Source organism: Microcoleus sp. Pol11C2 (genome assembly GCF_036701505.1).
Lineage (GTDB): Bacteria > Cyanobacteriota > Cyanobacteriia > Cyanobacteriales > Microcoleaceae > Microcoleus.
The window spans coordinates 100914-118815 of the sequence record NZ_JAUBQX010000007.1 but is presented as its reverse complement, the minus strand read 5'-3'; the positions used below and the strand labels follow the sequence as shown (position 1 = coordinate 118815).

The window sequence follows — 17902 nt, the reverse complement described above, 5'->3', positions numbered from 1 at the left end:
GTATTCTCGGAAAATATAAAGTAGTGGCAGTGGCTTTTGTCCAGCCATTGCCATCTATAGAAGCCATACTGTTTGAGGCTCACAGAAAGATTTCAGAGCCAATTCTCTGCTTGCAGTCAATGCTTGAAGTCAAACCAACCTGTTCAAGCAAGAAGTCAAAGCAAGTCGTAAAGGCCTAGGCTACTTCTTCTTCTCGATCGATTTGGCGCAGGTGAATGTGCTTGCGTCCCAGAGAGATTTCAAATTCATCTCCTGGCTGGAGTTCCATCTGTTTGGTGTAGGCAGCTCCAATCAGTAAGTTGCCGTTAGATTGAACGCTAATCCGATAGCTGGCAGAGCGTCCGCCGCGTCCATTGCCGTTTTGCTTCCCGTCTAGCTGAATGCCTTCTGCATCAATCAGCGCATTCAGGAATTTCATCATGTTGACCCGTTCTACGCCGTTCTTGGTAACGGTGTAGTAGCCACAGGCTCTAGCTTTTTCTTCCTTGGTAAGGTTCTCTAGGTCTTTGACCTTTTTGATCAGATCTTCGCCTTCAAGGGGTTCGATATTTTTCTTTTTAGCCATTTACTGAGTCCTGAAATATTCAACTGGTGTACGGATTTTTTCTCGGTTGGTTTTTGGTTTGACCAAGAAACTTTAGCTTTATAGCTGGTCGTAAAACCATATTACACCGATCGGCTCAATTGTTAACCACTATTATCTAAATATTTTTAACAACCTGCAGTCTTTCTTGAGGAGTAGCCGCAGCCGGTGCGAGCAATCTCTAAACTCGGTAGCATAAGCTATCAGCTATCAGCTAGCTGAATATTTGCCCCGCTCTTAAAATCCCATGAAGTTAACCACACGCGGACACTACAGTGTCAAAGCATTACTGGATCTAAGTTTGCAACCTCGCTATGGCCCGACATCGGTGAAATCGATAGCTAAGCGACAGGAGTTACCTGCTCCGTATCTAGAAAAATTGCTGATTGAAATGCGACGAGCCGGTTTAGTCCAATCTGTTCGGGGTTCTCAAGGAGGATATCAATTAGCCCGCATGCCCGCTCAAATCTCTTTAGGACAAATCTTAGAGGCTGTAGGTGAAACTATTGAACCTTTACCTCGACATTTTCCCGACGCGACGCAAGCAGAGGACTGGGTAACATTCAGTTTGTGGAACCGATTGCACAAAAAACTTGCCGAAGCGCTGTACAGTATTTCCCTCGAAGACTTATACTATGATGTCCGCAGTTGGCAAGCGGCTCTTGGGGAAGAAACTAGCTTTATCATTTAAATGGTAAGTTCATTCATTCGATCGCCAGCAATCACACATGGACGCAACACTTGTTACTTACTTTGGCGGCTGTCACTGCGGAGCTGTCCGCTTCCGTGTCGCCGTTGACAAACACGAAGCATCTGATTGCAACTGCTCTATCTGTAAAAAGAAGGGATTTTTGCACCTCATTGTGCCGCCGGAACGTTTTACCTTGCTCAGTGGCCAAGATGTTTTGACCACCTATACATTTAATACAGGAACTGCTCAACATACTTTCTGCGGAATTTGCGGCATTCACTCGTTCTATCGCCCCCGATCGCATCCCGATCAATTCGATGTCAACGTCCGCTGTCTTGACGACGATGCCATCAAACACTTTGAGATTCTACCCTTTGACGGTGTTAATTGGGAGGAGAACGTACACTTGATCCGCGACTAAAGTAATCTCAGCATTTATAGCAACCACGCCTGATGATGATGAGGTTTTGAATTGCTCAAACCCTTGCCTTTATTGCTTCTTCCTTCTTCCTTCTACTATAAAATGGCCCCTCAAAAAATCAAAGTCCGCAATGGTAGCAGGAGTTAAAAGCTGCTCTCTGGGGCGATCGCTCCTGCTCTGACAATCAAGGAAGATGGTTCGGGCCCCCGGATTCATCCGTGGAGCGAGAAACAACCTCCTCGCTCCCCATCGCCAGCTCGCGGATTGATCGGTGGGGTCGCTTTCTTCAATTCTTTAATCTAAAATCTAAAATCTAAAATCTAAAATCGATTGATGGACTATCAAGTTTGACACAATATATAATGATGCCGGATGAATTTCCTGTTTTGATTTTAGCTGCGGTGTTGGATTATTCGATCGGCGATCCTTGGGGTTGGCCACATCCCGTGCAGGCGATGGGTTGGGCGATCGACCGTTATACTAGACTTGTCTTTAATATATGGAATAATCCCGCAGGCCAAATGCCTGAAGCAGAGGATCGTCCCGCTGGCGATCAGCACAAACAGCAGCTACGATGTGCTGGTACAATACTAGCGATCGGGCTGATTGTAGGCAGTTATACTGTCAGTTGGTCGATCGTCCAAGCTGCTAGTTGGGTGCATCCTCTTTTAGGTATTGCCATACAGACCATTTTGCTGGCAAGCTGTTTTGCAGGTCGCAGTTTGAGGGCGGCTGCGGAGGATGTGCTAACACCTTTAAATGTTGGAGATTTAGTCAAGGCGCGAGAAAGGTTGAGCCTTTACGTCGGCCGGGATACCGAAAACTTATCCGAGCCAGAAATTCTGCGAGCATTGTTAGAAACTGTAACAGAGAATGCAGTCGATGGCGTGACAGCACCGCTATTTTATGCCTTACTTGGGTTCGCTCTGCCGCATCTATTATTAAGTGTTACCGCTGCCCCGATCGATCCTAACTCGATGTGGGTGAGTGCTATAGTCCCCTTGGCGATCGCTTACAAAGCAGCCAGCACATTAGATTCTACGATCGGCTACAAAGAAGCGCCATACACTGATTTAGGATGGTTTAGCGCCAAACTAGAAGACGTGCTGACGTGGATTCCTTGCCGGCTAACAGTGATTACTTTAGCCGTTATATCTGGCAAACCGATTTACATTTGGCAAATTTGTCAGAGAGATGCTGTTAAAGATGCCAGTCCCAATTCCGGTTGGAGCGAGTGCGTTTACGCCGCCATCTTGGGAGTGCAACTAGGAGGTACTAATTCCTATCGCGGAGTTCTCAAACACAAACCGCTGTTAGGCGAGCCGGTTCACCCTATCACAGCGCCACTAATTTGCCAAGCCTTGCAATTAACTCGGTATTGCTTTCTGATTTGGTTGGGACTATCATTGCTTTTTTATACCTTATTAGGTTTGAGCCGCTAACTGATGATCTCACCCGAACACTCCAGGAGACATAAATAATGTATTTCTGTCATTGTTCGCCTTCGGCTAAGCAATCGCAGCATCTGCTTTTCATCCGTTCGGGGTAAGTCCTGCAGAAGACACAGATCAGCCACCGACAGCAGCAAAAAAAGTTTTGACCTTTGTTCAAACCCCCAGATTCATCTGTCAAGTCCATCTACAATCTAAAATCTCAAATTGTTCGATATGCCAACAGCCAACAATTAGCTCGCAGCAACCCATGACTAAAATTATCAAAATTTTATCCCCTGATGAAGTGAGGCGCACTCTCACCCGCGTCGCTTCCCAGATTGTCGAAAAATCAGGGAATCCCTCGGATTTAGTGCTGTTGGGCATTCATAGTAGGGGAGTGCCTTTAGCTCAAATTTTGGCCGATCAAATTGAAGTTCTCGAACAAGTCAAAGTACCCGTGGGCGCTTTGGATATTACCTTTTACCGAGATGACTTGGATCGAGTTGCGATGCGGACACCGGCTAAAACAGAAATTCCTTTCGATTTGACGGGCAAAACCGTGGTGTTGGTAGATGACGTTATATATAAAGGCAGAACGAGTCGAGCGGCTTTGAATGCGGTAAACGATTACGGGCGGCCGGAGAAAATTTGGTTGGCGGTATTAGTTGATCGTGGCCACCGAGAAGTACCGATTCAGCCGGATTTTACGGGTAAAAAGTTGCCGACTGCAAAGGAAGAACAAGTTAAGGTTTACGTTCAAGAGATCGACGGGCGCGACGGAGTGGAGTTAATTAAGGGTTGATATCCTTGACCTTGGAATCGGAATAATAATTTTTGGAGTGCAGTGTGAGCGTCGCCGCGCAGCGCCCGCTATCTCAGAAGCGAGCGGATATAATGTGGAATTGATTAAGCCTTGATATCGTTGACCTTTGCATCAGAATAATAATTTTCCGAGTGCAGTGCGAGCTTAACAGATGGCGATCGACCAAATTTCTAGTTGGCGATCGCACTTGCGACCTCACAAACCAGGTTTATTCGGATATTTTTCGTTTCTTGTCGCAAATTTTTCGTATAAACCTGGTTTCTGGCCCCCATCCGTCCAGGACTGGGATCTGGGAAGAAACCTGGTTTTTAGCCAGAGCGCGGAGCGTCGTGATTGATTTTAAATCGGCAGTGCAGGAGTTGAACCTGCCTGGGGCGAATTATGAGTTCGCTGCCTAAACCGCTCGGCCAACTGCCGTTAAATCTATTTCTTTGATCTAACTCAAAATGAATTATAACATAATTTCTCAGTCCGTGCTAGAACTAGAGAACAAAAATCAAAATTCTTAGATCTGCTGAGTTCCGATCGCCTGTTAGCCAATGTTAGGCAAGCCGATCGACGGGACAAAGCAGTTTCTAGGGCTCGGCATAAACTTATAGGCAATGGCAGTGAATTCGACGGTAGTGCTGACTCTTATTCTGCTGGCTCTGATGTTTGGAGCAGGCGTGACGAGTTCTGTTTGGGGATTTACTATAGGTCGCGAAGCCTTGCAAGGAACGACTCAACCCGATGTTCGTCCCAGCAACAATGCTGGCAGCGGCAAGCCTGGAACGACGGCTAGCAAAGACCAAGTGAGCATTTTGAAAGAAAAAGACATTCTCACCACCGTCAAAGCACGGGTAGAAGGTCGCGATCCTGAAAAAACGGCTCAAGCAAATACTAAAACAGAGAAGGCAAGCTCTAAACCAGCCGCAGCCAAAAAACCCGCTGCACAAAATGCTAGCGCCAAGTTTCCCCTGAACAGTCGCGACGGGGGAATAACTCTGGAAGTGAGCGCGGCCAGTCAGCGCAACAATTCCATGCTGCTAGACGTGAGCATGAAAAATGAAGGATCGCAAGCTGTGAGGTTTCTCTACAGTTTCTTGAACGTCACTGACGATCGTGGCCGGGCCCTGAGCGCGACTGCCGAGGATTTGCCGTCGGAACTGCCCCCCAACGGGCAGGTGTATTACGGTACGGTGAGTATTCCCACAGCTTTGCTAGAAAATGCTAAGGAAGTTTCGTTGACGCTGACAGATTATCCAGGTCAAAAACTTCAGTTGCAAATATCTGGCATTCCAGTGGCGAAGTAAAATAAAAAAAGACCAAACCTGCAGACAGATTCTCAGGTTTGATCGAGAAAGTTTTTTTAGGGAGCATTGTGTCACTTTTAGGGGCGAGAGTGCAGGAGATATCTGATTTACCCGCGATGAGTTCGACAGAGGTGCTGTCGCGGTTGCTGTCAGTGCTGTTGCTGATTGCGATTAATGCTTTTTTTGTGGCGGCTGAGTTTTCGATGGTGACGGTACGCCGATCGCGCATCAATCAGTTAGTGGAAGCTGGCGACGTTGCAGCTTTAACTGTGCAATCTTTGCAGCAAAGTATTGAGCGATTGCTCTCAACAATGCAGTTGGGAATCACTCTTTCTAGTTTAGCTCTGGGCTGGATTGGGGAAAGTACGATCGCTGTGCTAGTCCGAATGTCGATCGGCTATTTGCCGCTGCCAATTTACATCAAGTCGGCGATCGCCCATTCTTTTAGCATATCAATAGTAACTTTTTTGTTGCTAGCTTACGTGCAAATCGTACTGGGCGAACTCTTTCCCAAATCTGTAGCGTTACTGTATTCCGAACAGCTAGCCAGAACTTTAGGGCCTCCGAGTTTATTGATTGCCCGTTTGTTCAAGCCCTTTGTGTCGTTTCTCAATCAATCTACTCGATCGCTCTTGCGGTTTGCGGGCATCGAATACGATCTAAGGCATCGCCCGGTTACTCCCGAAGAACTGCAATTAATTATAGCTACTTCCAGCGAATCCAGCGGCTTGGAAGCAGAAAAACGAGAATTGCTCAACAACGTGTTTGAATTTGGCGAAGTTTGGGTAGAAGAAGTGATGGTGCCGAGGCCTAGCATTGTCGCACTTCCCAAAACAGCAACCTTTCAAACTTTGCTCGACGAAATGGCTATTTCTCACCATTCCCGCTATCCCGTGACGGGAGATTCTTTAGACGACATTATTGGGATTATTGGCTTCAAACAACTTGCCAAACCCCTAGCTGAAGGTTTGCTATCTCCCGACACGCCAATTGTAACTTGGATGGATTCGGTGAGGTTTGTGCCGGAGATGATGCTGCTGGGGGAACTGCTGCCTTTGATGCAGAGTTCGTCGGAAGAAATTGCGATCGTAGTCGATGAATTTGGTGGCATTTCCGGGTTAGTGACGCTGAGGGATTTGATAGCCGAAATTATCGGCCGCAGTTACGAGTCACCCGACAGCAAAGAAATTGCTTTGCAAGTATTGGACGATCGCACTTATTTAGTGCAAGCGCAGTTAAATTTAGATGATGTGAATCAAATATTGAATTTGGATTTGCCAGTAACGGACGAATATCAGACAATCGGAGGTTTTTTGAGCTATCAGTTGCAAAGAATGCCGGCTGTGGGGGAAGTTTGGCGCGGTGAAAATGTGGAACTTACGGTTGTTTCTGTGTCCGGGCCGCGGTTGGATCAACTTCAAATTCACTTGTTGGAAGGCGCTGCGGGCGATCGAGCTTTAGATCAAATTGCAGCAGCCGATGGGGAAATTGTGGGGAAAGGGCAAAAGAATAGCGGGTTGAGTGGTATGGCGAAATTTTCGAGTTAAGATTTGGATGAAAAGGGCGATCAAAATAGCGCAACTTTTTCTACCAAATCTGAGTTAGCAACCCCGTTTATTCTTTAGTCTCTTAGAGATGGACGAGAGTTTATGGAGGAGCGCTTTCAACCGCCGAGTCGGAATACTGTTTAAGCATAAGCCACCGGATCTTTTAATCCCAATTCCTCAAAAGCTGCCAGCCGCAGCCGACAAGAATCGCAAACGCCGCAGGCATTTTCCCCGCCTGCGTAGCATGACCAAGTTTGCTCCCAAGGTACTCCTAATTTGTTACCTAATTGAATAATTTCTGTTTTTTTAAGTTCGATCAAAGGTGTGATAATATTAATAGCATTTCCTTCTCTACCCTGCTTTGTTCCTAACCGAAATACTTCCTGCATGGCTTGGATGTAATCGAGGCGGCAGTCGGGATAGCCGGAATAATCTAAAGCGTTGACACCGATGTAAATGCGATCCGCTTCTAGAGTTTCTGCGTAGGCGAGGGCAAAGCTGAGAAAGATCGTATTTCTAGCAGGAACGTAAGTAATTGGGATGTTTTGGGACATTTCTGCAAGATTGCGATCGATCGGTAATGCCATCTCATTATCGGTCAAAGCGGAACCGCCCCACAGTGTTAAGTCAAAGTTTACTATCTGATGTGCCTTAACACCTGCAGCAAGTGCGATCGCCCTTGCTGATTCCAACTCCCGCCGGTGTCTTTGCTTGTAGTCAAACGAAATAGCGTAACACTCGCAGCCGTCGGCCTTGGCTTGATACAAAACAGTTGAGGAATCCAGCCCTCCCGACAATAAAATAACTGCTTTCACTTAAAACATCCTCGATCTAATCAGCTTTTATATTTATATCAAATCTCTTGTCAATTGACAAGATAGCACTGCTAAATGCTTGTTTAAAAAAATATTTAACGAACCGCGAAGACGCAAAGGACGCGAAGGAAGAAAAGAGAAGAGAAGAGAAACCTGTTGACAATGAAGGGTGCGCATTGCGCACCTTACGCTTGACATTTAAATTGCTAACAAGTCGTCTAGTTCCCGGTAATCGGGTAAAGTTGTATCAATTACTTTACCCTGTCGCAAAACTGTGCGATCGCGCTGCGACCTCGATAACAGTTCGCTGAAATTCCGCGCCTTAAACAAAATTAAATCGGCTGGTAAACCAACTCCTATTCGTCCAAGATTCGGCAATCCCATTAAGTCTGCGGGTGTTTTTGTGACTGTGCGCGGCCAATCTTCCCAAGGCCTATCTAAATGGGCAATGCGGACTGCCATATTAAAAACTTCCAAAACATCATGGTCGCCAAATCCGTAAAACGGATCGCGACAATTATCGCTAGCAACTGCAACAGGAATTCCGGCTGCTTTTAGTTCGTGCAGCAGTGTCACTCCCCGCCAGCGCGGTGTATGCTGAGATTCTCGGTCTTGCAGGTAAAGGTTGCACATCGGCAAGCTGACAATGCCAATATTTGCTTCCGTGACTAATTCCAGAGTTTCTGTTACTAAATCAGACGGTTGTACGGCTAAACTACAGCAGTGTCCGCAGATTATTTGACCCCCAAATTCATGGCGGATGGCGGTTTTTGCGACTTCCCGCAATGTTACTGAATCTGGATCGTCGTTTTCGTCGGTGTGGAAGTCGAGGTTTAAATTTCGTTCTTTGGCTAAGGCAAAAACTCGATCGAGTTGTTTGTCTAAGTCGGGATTCATATAGGCGACGCCGCCGAGAATGCCGCCAATTTGGGCAATGCGATCGGCTAATTTTTCGCCTGCAGGTGTCAGGTAATAGTCGAGGGAAACCAGGGAAACTGCTTGCAAGATCAGCCGATCGCCCCATTCGGCTTGCAGCGCTTCAAATACTTCTAAACTAACGGTTCCCTGTTCCCCGGCGCTGTCGATGTGAGTGCGGATGGCCTTGGTTCCGTGGGCGTAGCTGCACTTGAGGCCAAATTCCATTCGCCGGTAAACATCCTCTGCATTCCAGTTTTTTTGGGCATCAGCGCCTACCGCTTCGATCGCGCTGGCAAAAGTTCCATCGGGATTGGGCGATCGTTCCCAAATGTGACCTTTGTCTAAATGGGTGTGCATATCCACAAAACAAGGCCAAACTAAGCCGCCTTGCAAATCTACAACTGGGATATCTGCAATTGGGGATAAAGGTTCCGTACCTGTGGGGATGATTTGGGCGATCGCCCCTGCTGCAATTTCCAAATCCACCAAACAAAAATTGTTCTCACTCCCCGTTGTCGCCACAGTAGAAGCTGAGGGCGCGATCGATTTCATCTCTAGAAGAGACGCGGGTACGCGACCATTTTTGAGCAAATAATTAGATGTACTTGGCAACATTAATTTTGTGAGTTAGTATTTTGTTGATAATTACTGGCTACCAGTTGTAACTATAACAACCCTTGCAGGAATTGTGAACATCTCTCTTTTCCTCTTTCTCTCTTTTCTAGATTCTCTACGCCCTCTACGGTTAGTTAAACAAATATCATGCAGAAACAAAATATAAATGCTAGAGAAACTTGGATTAAATAGGTAGCTTTGCTGTTGGTACTGCCGCCCTGAGCACTGAAGCACAAATATAAAATTTTTATATTTTCAGGACAGCGCGAAAGTCAGCGTCACGAGTTTGCCTATGCCGGATACTTCCAGAGCCTGAATCCTTTTGCTATCATAAATCACTGCTTCAAATTGCAATTTCACTTTCAACTAACAGCAGCATCCATAGCAAGAGTCAAAAACAACTGTGTCAAAACCAAAGCATATAGTTTTAACATCCCATCCCGACAGATCCGGCACAAAACCTCATCCGATTTACTGGGGAGAAATCGATCCCCTGAAACGGGGGCCTGTGATCGGCAGCCTCACCAAATCGTCTCACCGGAACGCGATCGGCACTCATTCGGGTTCCTACTCTGTTTATCGAGCGCTAGCAGTTGCTTCCGGGGCACTGCAAGCCGATCACCGCCCCGATTTTACCAACACCTCTCCGGCCGCACACATCGGACCGCACCCGAGTTGGGGCGATCGCAATTTGATTGTTTCTCTCGATCCCTTTGGGGGTTTAATCAGCGAAGTTTATACTTCATTTATCCAGCAGGGATATGATATTCGCCCGACAATTGCGGTCACTAAAGCTCACATTAATATGCCGGAATTGCAAGATGCTATCGCTAAGGGGCGAGTGCAAATTGATGGCAAAATAGTCAAAGCAGGTGGCAATTTAGCAGTAACTAAAATTGCGATCGACCCGGTGTGGTATTTGCCGGGAATTGCTCGGCGGATTGGGGCTCAAGAAAGCGTCCTCCGCCGTGTCCTGTTCGAGCAAACAGGCGGAATGTTCTCGGATTTAGTGACGCGGCCGGACTTACACGTTTTCTTGCCACCAATTGGCGGAACTACGGTTTATATTATTGGCGATGTCGCGAATATTTCTGACCCGGATAAGCAGTTGGCGGTACGTGTACATGATGAATGCAACGGTTCAGATGTCTTCAGTTCCGATATCTGCACTTGTCGCCCTTATTTGGTACACGGGATGGAAATTTGCATCCAAACGGCACAATCAGGCGGTTCTGGGGTAATAGTTTACTTCCGCAAGGAAGGGAGAGCTTTGGGGGAAGTGACTAAGTTTTTGGTGTACAATGCCAGAAAACGGCAGGAAGGCGGCGATCGCGCTGATGCCTATTTTACGCGCACTGAATGTGTTGCGGGAGTTCAAGATATGCGGTTTCAAGAACTAATGCCAGACGTGCTGCACTGGTTGGGGATCTCTCGAATTGACAGTTTAGTTTCTATGAGCGATATGAAATACAATGCGATTATCAATTCTGGCATTCAGGTAATCGATCGCATCCCCATTCCAGAAGATTGGATTCCTGCAGACGCACAAGTCGAAATTGTCGCCAAAAAAGCCGCCGGCTACTACACGCCAGACCCGGTGCCAGATGCTACAATTCTTGCAGAAGCGATCGGACGCGATTTAGGAGATTAAGAGGGCAAAGACGCGACCGATGGGATGCGAACAATCGCGTCTTTGCTAAATAAAATTTATTGCTGGTTTTTGATCAGTCAGGGTAGGTTATGGCTAATTTGCGTTCTAGTGTGATCGTAAAAACAGATATTTGCGGATATACCGCAAGAGTCAAAAAATTATCTCAGTCGGACTTGAGTAGTTTGTTAAACGAGCATAAAAATTTTGTTTCAGATATTAGCGCCAGAAATGAAGGCAGCGTAATTAAAGGGGAAGGTGATTCATTTTGGATAATTTTCCCCAGCGTCACAGCAGCGGCAGTAGCAGCCATAGAAATGCAGCAAGAATTGAGAGCGCAACAATCTAGCAAGGCGAACGACGAACGATTGGCTATTCGCGTGTCAATTACATTAGGAGATGTCTTGCATCAAGATAAAGATATCTTTGGCGATACGGTGAATTTAACAGCGCGCATAGAATCAGTAACTCCGCCGGATGAAATATATTTGTCCCAAGCAGCATGGTTGGCGCTCAACAAAGCAGAAGTGCAAACGTCTTTTGTCAACGAGTTTTCTTTGAAAGGGATGAGCGAACCTGAAAAAGTATACAAAGTTGACCAAAGTTATAAAACGCGGATCATCAAAAATCAAGCAATAATTAAAGCAGATTTGAGAGGTTTTATTTCTTATCAAGAATCTAATTCCATCAAAGATGTTGAATATTTGCTCACCAATTTTGATACTTTTGAAAAAACAATTTGCGAAGAATACGGCGGCACAATTCGGAGTATTGTTGGGGATTCGCATTTGTTGACTTTCCCGGAAGCTCACTCAGCCTTAGCGGCAATGGAAAGTCTGTGTGAGAATTGGAAACTTTTTATTAACGCCAATCAAATACCTTGTGGCTTGTCGGTGGGAGTTGCTAAGGGAAATCTATATATATTTAGGTCTTGTACTTACGGAAAAGATATTCACATAGCCGACAGGCTGGAAGATTTAAGTAAAATAGTATCTCCGGGAAAAGAAAAAAACTCGGTGATAGTTTCCGATCACATAAAACGCGAAGTCAGCGGATCGAAGTGGGAATATAAGCTGATCAAAATCGATAAAAATGCGATTTTAGATAATCTTTTAGATTACAGTCAGTTTGACTTTTTTCAAGAAAACGATGTTTACCGTTGTTTGGTGGTATGACGTTGAAAAATATTGAACTTGAGACTGTAGAATATCTGAGAACGCCGATTGCTATTCGCCAAAAGTGCGATCGCCTTTTTGATTTAGCCCGCCTAGACCAACTCCGCTACTTCCGCGTCGATTTATCCCAACTCGACAACGCAGCAAATTATGTAATTGGCACAACGGGCCAACAGTATCCCGATTTTAACATTCCCTTTCACAGTCGCTGGCGACATTTTGAAGCTGGCAACCTGCCGCGACTCGCCGAATTGGATGCAGCTTTAGCAGACTTTGCACCGGTTGAAAAAGCTAAGATCAAATTTGATTTAGCAATTGTCAGCGTTTTGATCGATGCCGGTGCTGGTGCTGATTGGCAGTATTGCGAACTTGAAACCGGACAGGTTTACCGCCGTTCTGAAGGGTTAGCAATAGCCAGCTTGCGGATGTTTTGTCAAGGTGTTTTTTCCAGCAATCCCAATTTTCCTTGGCAAGCTGATTCTCGCGGACTTTCTCAATTAAAACTCGAAACCTTAGCTGCGGGATTTCAGGTAAGTCGAGACAATCCGCTAGTTGGTTTAACAGGCAGATTAGAATTATTGCAGCGTTTGGGAAATGCGATTTGCCCGCATCCCTTATTATTTGGCAGCGAGAACCCGCGTCCCGGAAATTTGGCAAAATACTTGCTCGACAGTCGGGTTTCTGGAGTCAACACTGTAAAGGCTGCTGAAGTACTGAGCGCTGTTTTAACAGGTTTTGGGGAAATTTGGCCGGGAAGATATGCAATTGGTGGCGTTAATTTAGGCGATGTTTGGCGGCATCCGGCTTTAACAGGAGAAAATTTGGGAGATGAATTCGTGCCGTTTCACAAACTGTCGCAGTGGTTGACTTATTCGCTGTTGGAACCGCTGCAAGAACTCGGTTTAGAAGTCGCCGGATTGGATGAGTTAACGGGATTGCCGGAGTACCGCAACGGCGGTTTGTGTTTGGATATCGGGCTGCTGCGGGCAAAAGATTCGGCTATTTTTGAGCAGAGTTACTTGCCGGGTTCGGAAGTTATAGTAGAATGGCGATCGCTGACTGTGAATCTTTTAGATAAAATTGCCACAGCTATTCGAGAAAAGCTGCATTTGAGTGCGACAGACTTGCCGCTGGTGAAGATTTTGCAAGGAGGAACTTGGGCGGCGGGGCGGAAAATTGCGGGCGAATTGAGGGCTGGTGGAGTGCCACCAATTCAGATTAAAAGTGACGGCACTGTGTTTTAGAAGGAAGAAGGAAGAAGGAAGAGGGAAGTTCGGCAACGGATTCTATAACGGATGTCACGGATGCCAGGAAGAAGGAAAAGGGAAGAGGGAAGAAGCAAGAAGGAAGAGGGAAAATTATCCCCTCTTCCAACTTAAAATTCAAAATTCAAACCTGAAAACTATACCTCACACTACACTCCCAACAAGCTGCTTAGCGACAAGTGCGATATTTGACGTGATAAACTAAACCGCGATGAGCCAAATCGAAGGAGTCAACGGTGGCCATGCCGGCACCGCGGGCTGTCATTGCAGCATTTACTCTCATATTTACACTGTCGCCGCAGCGAGACCAAACATTAGCTACAGTGGCTAAGCTATCTCGAACATTGTAGTTGGTTTCGCCGCTGAGATTCCGATTAAAAACGGGGCCGCGGGCTCCAGCGAAAAAGTATTCTGCTCGCAGGTTGCCTGTGGTTTTAGGAGCAACGTAGCCGCGGTAATCAGCATCGTAGATAGAAATTTGGTAGCCTTGGGGTACTTTGATGGGAATGCTCAGATTGCAGCTTTTCCGGCTTTCTGTTGAGACATTTCCCAGGGCTGCAAACTTGTCAAATAGGATGGTCAGTTCTTGACCGTCGGGGCTGACGCTGACGCTGGCGGAACGATCGGGGCAACCGCTACCGCCGTAGCTTGCACCTAAAATTTGAACCAGCGGATTAGCCAAGGCGGGGCTGATAGAAGCAGTCATTAATGCCGTAGCTAGCAATAGTTTTACAAACTTCATGGATGTTCTCCTTAATAAGTTCAGTTGTGTGTTAGGAGCACCCTAAAAAAATGGAACTGAATTTCGGTAATGCGTTTTAAAGTTGGATATAACCGCCTTCATGTTGAAAGATGAAAAGCCAGTCACGCCAAGCTTATGACCTCATGTGCAGTTCCTATTCAGGTTTTTTCGATTAGTGAATTAATCGAAAAAATAGGTTTTTTGTTGATACTTCTTAAGATTCATATCTGTTGGTAAAAGTTCCGGAAGATTTCGGGGAGAAACTCCGGATCTGTGTTAATCGGCTTGGATGGAGTGCGAGACAGCGAAACCAGTGGGGAGGGTTTTGGAGCCGGAGCTGCGTTCTTAGGAAGAGTGCAGAAAGGAGAGAAACGAGACAATGACATATTTGTCTATTTTCCAAACTCGCATACTTAGTGTCGCCCTGGGCGGACGAAAGGCAATTGCAGGAGCGAATTTTATTCGCGCGGTATTCGTGTTTTCAATAGGGGTTTGATATAAGTAGTCCAGGACGCAGAGACCGCAGAAATCGTTTTTTTTTTCGTCAAGAATTCCTCAATGGCTGATAAGTTAGAATAAAGCAAATTAATTATTCAAAAAAATGAGTGCTAAAGTTACTGTCATTGAGCATCCTTTGATACAGCACAAGTTAACTCTCATGCGGCAAACTCAAACGAGCACGGCGAAATTTCGCCAACTGCTGAAAGAGATTGGAATGCTGCTAGCCTATGAAGTGACGCGAGATTTGCCGCTAAAATACGAACTAATAGAAACGCCGATCGCCAAAATGAATGCACCGGTGCTGGCTGCGGAAAAGAAAATTGTTATTATTTCGATTATGCGCGCCGGTCAGGGACTGTTAGATAGTATTTTAGAACTGATTCCGTCTGCGAGGGTAGGACATATTGGTTTGTACCGCGATCCGACAACTCGGATGGCGATCGAATATTATTTCAAAGTTCCCCAGGATATCGAACAGCGAGATGTTTTAATTGTCGATCCGATGTTGGCTACTGGTAATTCAGCAGTCGCGGCAGTGGATAGGCTTAAAGAAGTTAATCCGAAGTCTATTAAATTTTTGTGCTTGCTGGCGGCACCGGAGGGACTTAAGCACTTTCACGAACAACACCCTGACGTGCAGATTTATACGGCGGCAGTTGACGAGTGTTTGGACGAGCACGGCTATATTGTACCCGGACTCGGAGATGCGGGCGATCGGCTTTACGGCACTCTCTGAATTCAATAAAATGATTTTGGGCTGTATATGCCAATACATTCATTAAAAAATAAGTTTACTAACATAAGTAGTGGTTTGATAGTGCCATACAATGTAAATTGTAAGATTTTAATGTCAGGAAAAGCCTATATAGAGCAAGGGTTGTAGGAGTTTCTTACATTAAATTCATAAATTGCATTATCTAGATGTATTTACTGCATCTTCTGGGTAAAATCTCTGCCTTTAGTGTAATTAATTGCAGGGATTACTTCATAAGATAGATGTATGATGCTAACCGTTTGCGATCGACTACTAACATTTTTTGACGAGGGAAAAAACAATGGAGACTACAGCACAGAAAGAAGCCCCAACTCAGCCTGTTGAGGAAGTGAAAATTCAGAATATCAACAGTTTGGAGTTTGAGCTTTGGGCTAAAGCAGTGAAACGCCAGATGATTGCAGCACTCTCTAAAAAGGGCGCGATTTGAGAGATCTGGGTTTTTCGCGTGCAAGTTGTGTTAATTAAATTAACCAAATTTTTGTCTGCATTGTTGTTCAAGAGCGATAAGTGGGGAGGGGAAGAGTTTTGAGATTGCGCCTCTCGATGAGTTGCCCAAGTGGAAGAAGAAAGCATTTTCCTTATTCCTAGTTTTGGACGCACGGGTGGAAGGAAACCGGGTTTTTTTACGAAAATACTTCTGTTGCAATCGGCAGAAATGGTAAAAAAACCCGGTTTCTTCGTGTCAAGAGTGCCTCCGGGACTGTTCTATCTGCCGATTGCTTTCTGCCAGATTACGATCGCTTGTCAACCGCCGCCAGCAAGCGCAGACTTCCGTCTTGAACCTGCACTGCTTTCACCGTTCCCACAGCAACTCTTTGTTGACCGTTAGCCATCGCTACCTCAATCTTAATCTTGGGGTCAGCCAGTAATCCCAGCCGCCCCCAGAGCCACTTAACTTGAGTAGCAGGAAAAGAGCGCACTTCTACATCTGAAAAGGGCGAATTAACCCAGCGGCTACCGTCGTAAAAACTCGCTACTTGCACCTGATACCAAACTTGTTCTCCCGCCAATTTTAACTCGTTGTTCGGTTCGGGTTCCAGCCACTCAGCGGGATTGACACTGTTAATTAAAGTAGCAGAACCCATAATTTGACTTTTGTGGGCTTCTAAACTTTCAGCCTGAGAAACTGCTTCCTGAAGTTTGTTGACCAAATTCCGAATTCGACTTCTTGTTTCGCTGTCAGTATCTGATTGCTGGTCGAGCCAATTCATCGCCTCGCGAGTTCCGTCTTGAGAAGCTACAATCAGAGCACCCCAAGCCTTGACATCGGCGTCAGCGGCATTCACTCTCAAGGCGGCGTCTATGCGGTTCCAGATCCGCCCGCTGTCATTTTTGAGGGTTGTGGCTATTTCGTTACTGTTGCTCGGATCGGCTTCAAATACTTGCAAAGCTTCGCTCCAGCGACCGTCGATCAATTCTGCGAGAACTTGTTGACCGGGACTGGCCCAAGATGCGATCGCCTGAGCCCGAGTAATTTTAGCGTGAAATTCGATCGTTTCTAGCTGAGCTTGCGCGACAGCAGGCCAATTTTTGCCCGCTTTCCCCTTCGCCAAACGCATGACATTTAATGCTGGAGACCACAGCCCGCTTTTGGCAAGTCGCAGCCCATTTTGGTAAGTCTCGTCATTGAAAGCAATTTCTTCTAAAGAAATCGCCGTTAACTGAACGGGGTTCGGCAAAAATTTGCGCGGCCCAATTTGATAAAGGGTAAATTGCGGCTCTAAACCAACTGTTTGGTCGATCGCCAACTGCGGGTTTTCCCCCTTAACAATTTGCTGCCAATTCGGCGGTTGTCCGGCCGCACTCGCCCACTCCAACAGCGGCATTAAATGATTTTGGCTGGGGTTGTAGCGAACGACTTGTCCGTAGGGAATTTTCCTGTCGCCCCGCTTTAGTTGACCGCTGACATTAAACCAAATGCCCGAGGCTGGGGGCTTTCCGTCAAAGCGGCGCAGTTCTGTTAGGGGTAGGGACTGATTCGAGGCTTGATTGTCAGATGTAGAGTCAGCTAAAGAAGCAATGACAAAAGATTCCGCCGGGCCTTCTACGTTCACAGAACTTGCTAACTGAAAATACTGCTCTTTATCGGAACTGCGATCGGGAAGCTGCACCCGCTTGTACACCCGAAGTTCGACTATTTGACGGCAAGGATTTTTGCAAACCGTAGAAGCCTTAACAGTTCTTTCTACCATCACCGGCAATAGCAAATCGGAAATAGAATTATCGCTGGATTGATCGACGGGAAGCGGCAGGGGTTCTCCGGTTACGAATCCCAATTTGCGGACGCTGGCTTTGATTTGATCGAGAGTTTGGATCGAATCTCTGCTACCTGTAGGCAGGCGCGACCATTCCGGCACAAACTGAGAGATCAACCTGTTGCCATTGGGATCGACAATTAGCTGATAACTCAGCCAAGCGCCGCCTCCCATCAAAGCTGCACAGCCAGCCAAGACGCTGAGGGCTGTCAAATTAGCTACCAGTCTTTTCCAGGGATATCTGGCGCGAGTTCGGGGAGTAGGTATGGGAAGTTGGGACTCTTGAAGATTTTTGGGGCGTCGGGTTTGGCGACGGCGTCTTGTCGGAGGAGGAGCAACTTGGCGATTTTCTGGGGGTTTGGCTCGATTTTTTGAGGGGTTAATTTTGTGTTCCATCATGCCA

16 protein-coding genes and 1 tRNA gene are annotated in these 17902 nt (G+C 46.3%); 11 read left to right on the top strand and 6 right to left on the bottom strand.

The features are described from left to right. Positions 1 to 175 precede the first annotated feature (175 nt). Positions 176 to 565, bottom strand: coding sequence for an AbrB family transcriptional regulator (locus tag QUA42_RS06985; RefSeq protein WP_333060228.1), 390 nt, complete (start codon positions 563 to 565; stop codon positions 176 to 178). A 265-nt stretch (positions 566 to 830) separates the two neighbouring features. Between QUA42_RS06985 and QUA42_RS06980 the strand changes: the two genes are divergently transcribed. From QUA42_RS06980 to pyrR, 4 genes are all read left to right on the top strand, one after another. After that, on the top strand, positions 831 to 1274 hold the full coding sequence (locus QUA42_RS06980; protein WP_333041193.1) for an Rrf2 family transcriptional regulator: 444 nt from the start codon (positions 831 to 833) through the stop codon (positions 1272 to 1274). A 37-nt stretch (positions 1275 to 1311) separates the two neighbouring features. Further along, positions 1312 to 1695 (top strand): GFA family protein, encoded by a 384-nt coding sequence (locus QUA42_RS06975; RefSeq protein ID WP_333136307.1) that lies wholly within the window; start codon positions 1312 to 1314, stop codon positions 1693 to 1695. Between the two features lie 362 nt (positions 1696 to 2057). Beyond that, complete coding sequence (gene cbiB / locus QUA42_RS06970; protein ID WP_333136403.1) at positions 2058 to 3137, top strand: adenosylcobinamide-phosphate synthase CbiB; 1080 nt, start codon at positions 2058 to 2060, stop codon at positions 3135 to 3137. 259 nt (positions 3138 to 3396) lie between these two features. Beyond that, positions 3397 to 3930, top strand: a complete 534-nt coding sequence (gene pyrR, locus QUA42_RS06965; protein ID WP_333136305.1) for a bifunctional pyr operon transcriptional regulator/uracil phosphoribosyltransferase PyrR — start codon at positions 3397 to 3399, stop codon at positions 3928 to 3930. A gap of 365 nt (positions 3931 to 4295) precedes the next feature. Here pyrR and QUA42_RS06960 read toward each other — a convergent pair. Beyond that, positions 4296 to 4368, bottom strand: a tRNA-Ile gene (locus tag QUA42_RS06960). Between the two features lie 185 nt (positions 4369 to 4553). On the opposite strand from QUA42_RS06960, the gene QUA42_RS06955 reads away from it, so the two are divergent. Both QUA42_RS06955 and QUA42_RS06950 read left to right on the top strand, forming a co-directional pair. Beyond that, positions 4554 to 5243: a hypothetical protein gene (locus QUA42_RS06955; protein ID WP_333136302.1), complete on the top strand. Its 690-nt coding sequence runs from the start codon at positions 4554 to 4556 to the stop codon at positions 5241 to 5243. Positions 5244 to 5311: 68 nt separating this feature from the next. Then, positions 5312 to 6790, top strand: a complete 1479-nt coding sequence (locus tag QUA42_RS06950; protein WP_333136300.1) for a hemolysin family protein — start codon at positions 5312 to 5314, stop codon at positions 6788 to 6790. A 140-nt stretch (positions 6791 to 6930) separates the two neighbouring features. On the opposite strand, the gene queC is transcribed toward QUA42_RS06950, so the two are convergent. Next, positions 6931 to 7605 carry a 7-cyano-7-deazaguanine synthase QueC gene (gene queC, locus QUA42_RS06945; protein WP_333136298.1) on the bottom strand — a complete coding sequence of 225 codons (675 nt, stop codon included), beginning with the start codon at positions 7603 to 7605 and terminating at the stop codon, positions 6931 to 6933. Positions 7606 to 7803: 198 nt separating this feature from the next. Then, complete coding sequence (locus QUA42_RS06940) at positions 7804 to 9138, bottom strand: cytosine deaminase (RefSeq protein WP_333136296.1); 1335 nt, start codon at positions 9136 to 9138, stop codon at positions 7804 to 7806. Positions 9139 to 9541: 403 nt separating this feature from the next. Here QUA42_RS06940 and QUA42_RS06935 point away from each other — a divergent pair, with 403 nt between their 5' ends. The 3 genes from QUA42_RS06935 (at position 9542) to QUA42_RS06925 (ending at position 13205) form a co-directional block, all read left to right on the top strand. Continuing rightward, complete coding sequence (locus QUA42_RS06935) at positions 9542 to 10789, top strand: GTP cyclohydrolase II (RefSeq protein ID WP_333136295.1); 1248 nt, start codon at positions 9542 to 9544, stop codon at positions 10787 to 10789. An 89-nt stretch (positions 10790 to 10878) separates the two neighbouring features. Further along, positions 10879 to 11961 carry an adenylate/guanylate cyclase domain-containing protein gene (locus tag QUA42_RS06930; RefSeq protein ID WP_333136293.1) on the top strand — a complete coding sequence of 361 codons (1083 nt, stop codon included), beginning with the start codon at positions 10879 to 10881 and terminating at the stop codon, positions 11959 to 11961. Then, positions 11958 to 13205 carry a URC4/urg3 family protein gene (locus tag QUA42_RS06925; RefSeq protein ID WP_333136291.1) on the top strand — a complete coding sequence of 416 codons (1248 nt, stop codon included), beginning with the start codon at positions 11958 to 11960 and terminating at the stop codon, positions 13203 to 13205. Before QUA42_RS06930 ends, QUA42_RS06925 begins: the two co-directional genes overlap by 4 nt. 190 nt (positions 13206 to 13395) lie before the next feature. Here QUA42_RS06925 and QUA42_RS06920 read toward each other — a convergent pair whose 3' ends face one another. After that, positions 13396 to 13968: a DUF4360 domain-containing protein gene (locus QUA42_RS06920; RefSeq protein ID WP_333136289.1), complete on the bottom strand. Its 573-nt coding sequence runs from the start codon at positions 13966 to 13968 to the stop codon at positions 13396 to 13398. A gap of 601 nt (positions 13969 to 14569) precedes the next feature. Between QUA42_RS06920 and upp the strand changes: the two genes are divergently transcribed. After that, entirely contained in the window at positions 14570 to 15205 is a 636-nt protein-coding gene (gene upp / locus QUA42_RS06915; RefSeq protein ID WP_333060218.1) for a uracil phosphoribosyltransferase, read from the top strand. Positions 15206 to 15524: 319 nt separating this feature from the next. Beyond that, positions 15525 to 15671, top strand: coding sequence for a hypothetical protein (locus QUA42_RS06910; protein ID WP_332946242.1), 147 nt, complete (start codon positions 15525 to 15527; stop codon positions 15669 to 15671). A gap of 304 nt (positions 15672 to 15975) precedes the next feature. On the opposite strand, the gene QUA42_RS06905 is transcribed toward QUA42_RS06910, so the two are convergent. Further along, on the bottom strand, positions 15976 to 17898 hold the full coding sequence (locus QUA42_RS06905; protein WP_333136287.1) for a hypothetical protein: 1923 nt from the start codon (positions 17896 to 17898) through the stop codon (positions 15976 to 15978). Positions 17899 to 17902 lie beyond the last annotated feature (4 nt).

Coding starts and splice junctions, on each gene's coding strand:
- QUA42_RS06985 (WP_333060228.1), bottom strand. CDS start 565: ATGGCTAAAAAGAAAAATATCGAACCCCTTGAAGGCGAAGATCTGATC.
- QUA42_RS06980 (WP_333041193.1), top strand. CDS start 831: ATGAAGTTAACCACACGCGGACACTACAGTGTCAAAGCATTACTGGAT.
- QUA42_RS06975 (WP_333136307.1), top strand. CDS start 1,312: ATGGACGCAACACTTGTTACTTACTTTGGCGGCTGTCACTGCGGAGCT.
- cbiB (WP_333136403.1), top strand. CDS start 2,058: ATGATGCCGGATGAATTTCCTGTTTTGATTTTAGCTGCGGTGTTGGAT.
- pyrR (WP_333136305.1), top strand. CDS start 3,397: ATGACTAAAATTATCAAAATTTTATCCCCTGATGAAGTGAGGCGCACT.
- QUA42_RS06955 (WP_333136302.1), top strand. CDS start 4,554: ATGGCAGTGAATTCGACGGTAGTGCTGACTCTTATTCTGCTGGCTCTG.
- QUA42_RS06940 (WP_333136296.1), bottom strand. CDS start 9,138: ATGTTGCCAAGTACATCTAATTATTTGCTCAAAAATGGTCGCGTACCC.
- QUA42_RS06930 (WP_333136293.1), top strand. CDS start 10,879: ATGGCTAATTTGCGTTCTAGTGTGATCGTAAAAACAGATATTTGCGGA.
- QUA42_RS06925 (WP_333136291.1), top strand. CDS start 11,958: ATGACGTTGAAAAATATTGAACTTGAGACTGTAGAATATCTGAGAACG.
- QUA42_RS06920 (WP_333136289.1), bottom strand. CDS start 13,968: ATGAAGTTTGTAAAACTATTGCTAGCTACGGCATTAATGACTGCTTCT.
- upp (WP_333060218.1), top strand. CDS start 14,570: ATGAGTGCTAAAGTTACTGTCATTGAGCATCCTTTGATACAGCACAAG.
- QUA42_RS06910 (WP_332946242.1), top strand. CDS start 15,525: ATGGAGACTACAGCACAGAAAGAAGCCCCAACTCAGCCTGTTGAGGAA.
- QUA42_RS06905 (WP_333136287.1), bottom strand. CDS start 17,898: ATGATGGAACACAAAATTAACCCCTCAAAAAATCGAGCCAAACCCCCA.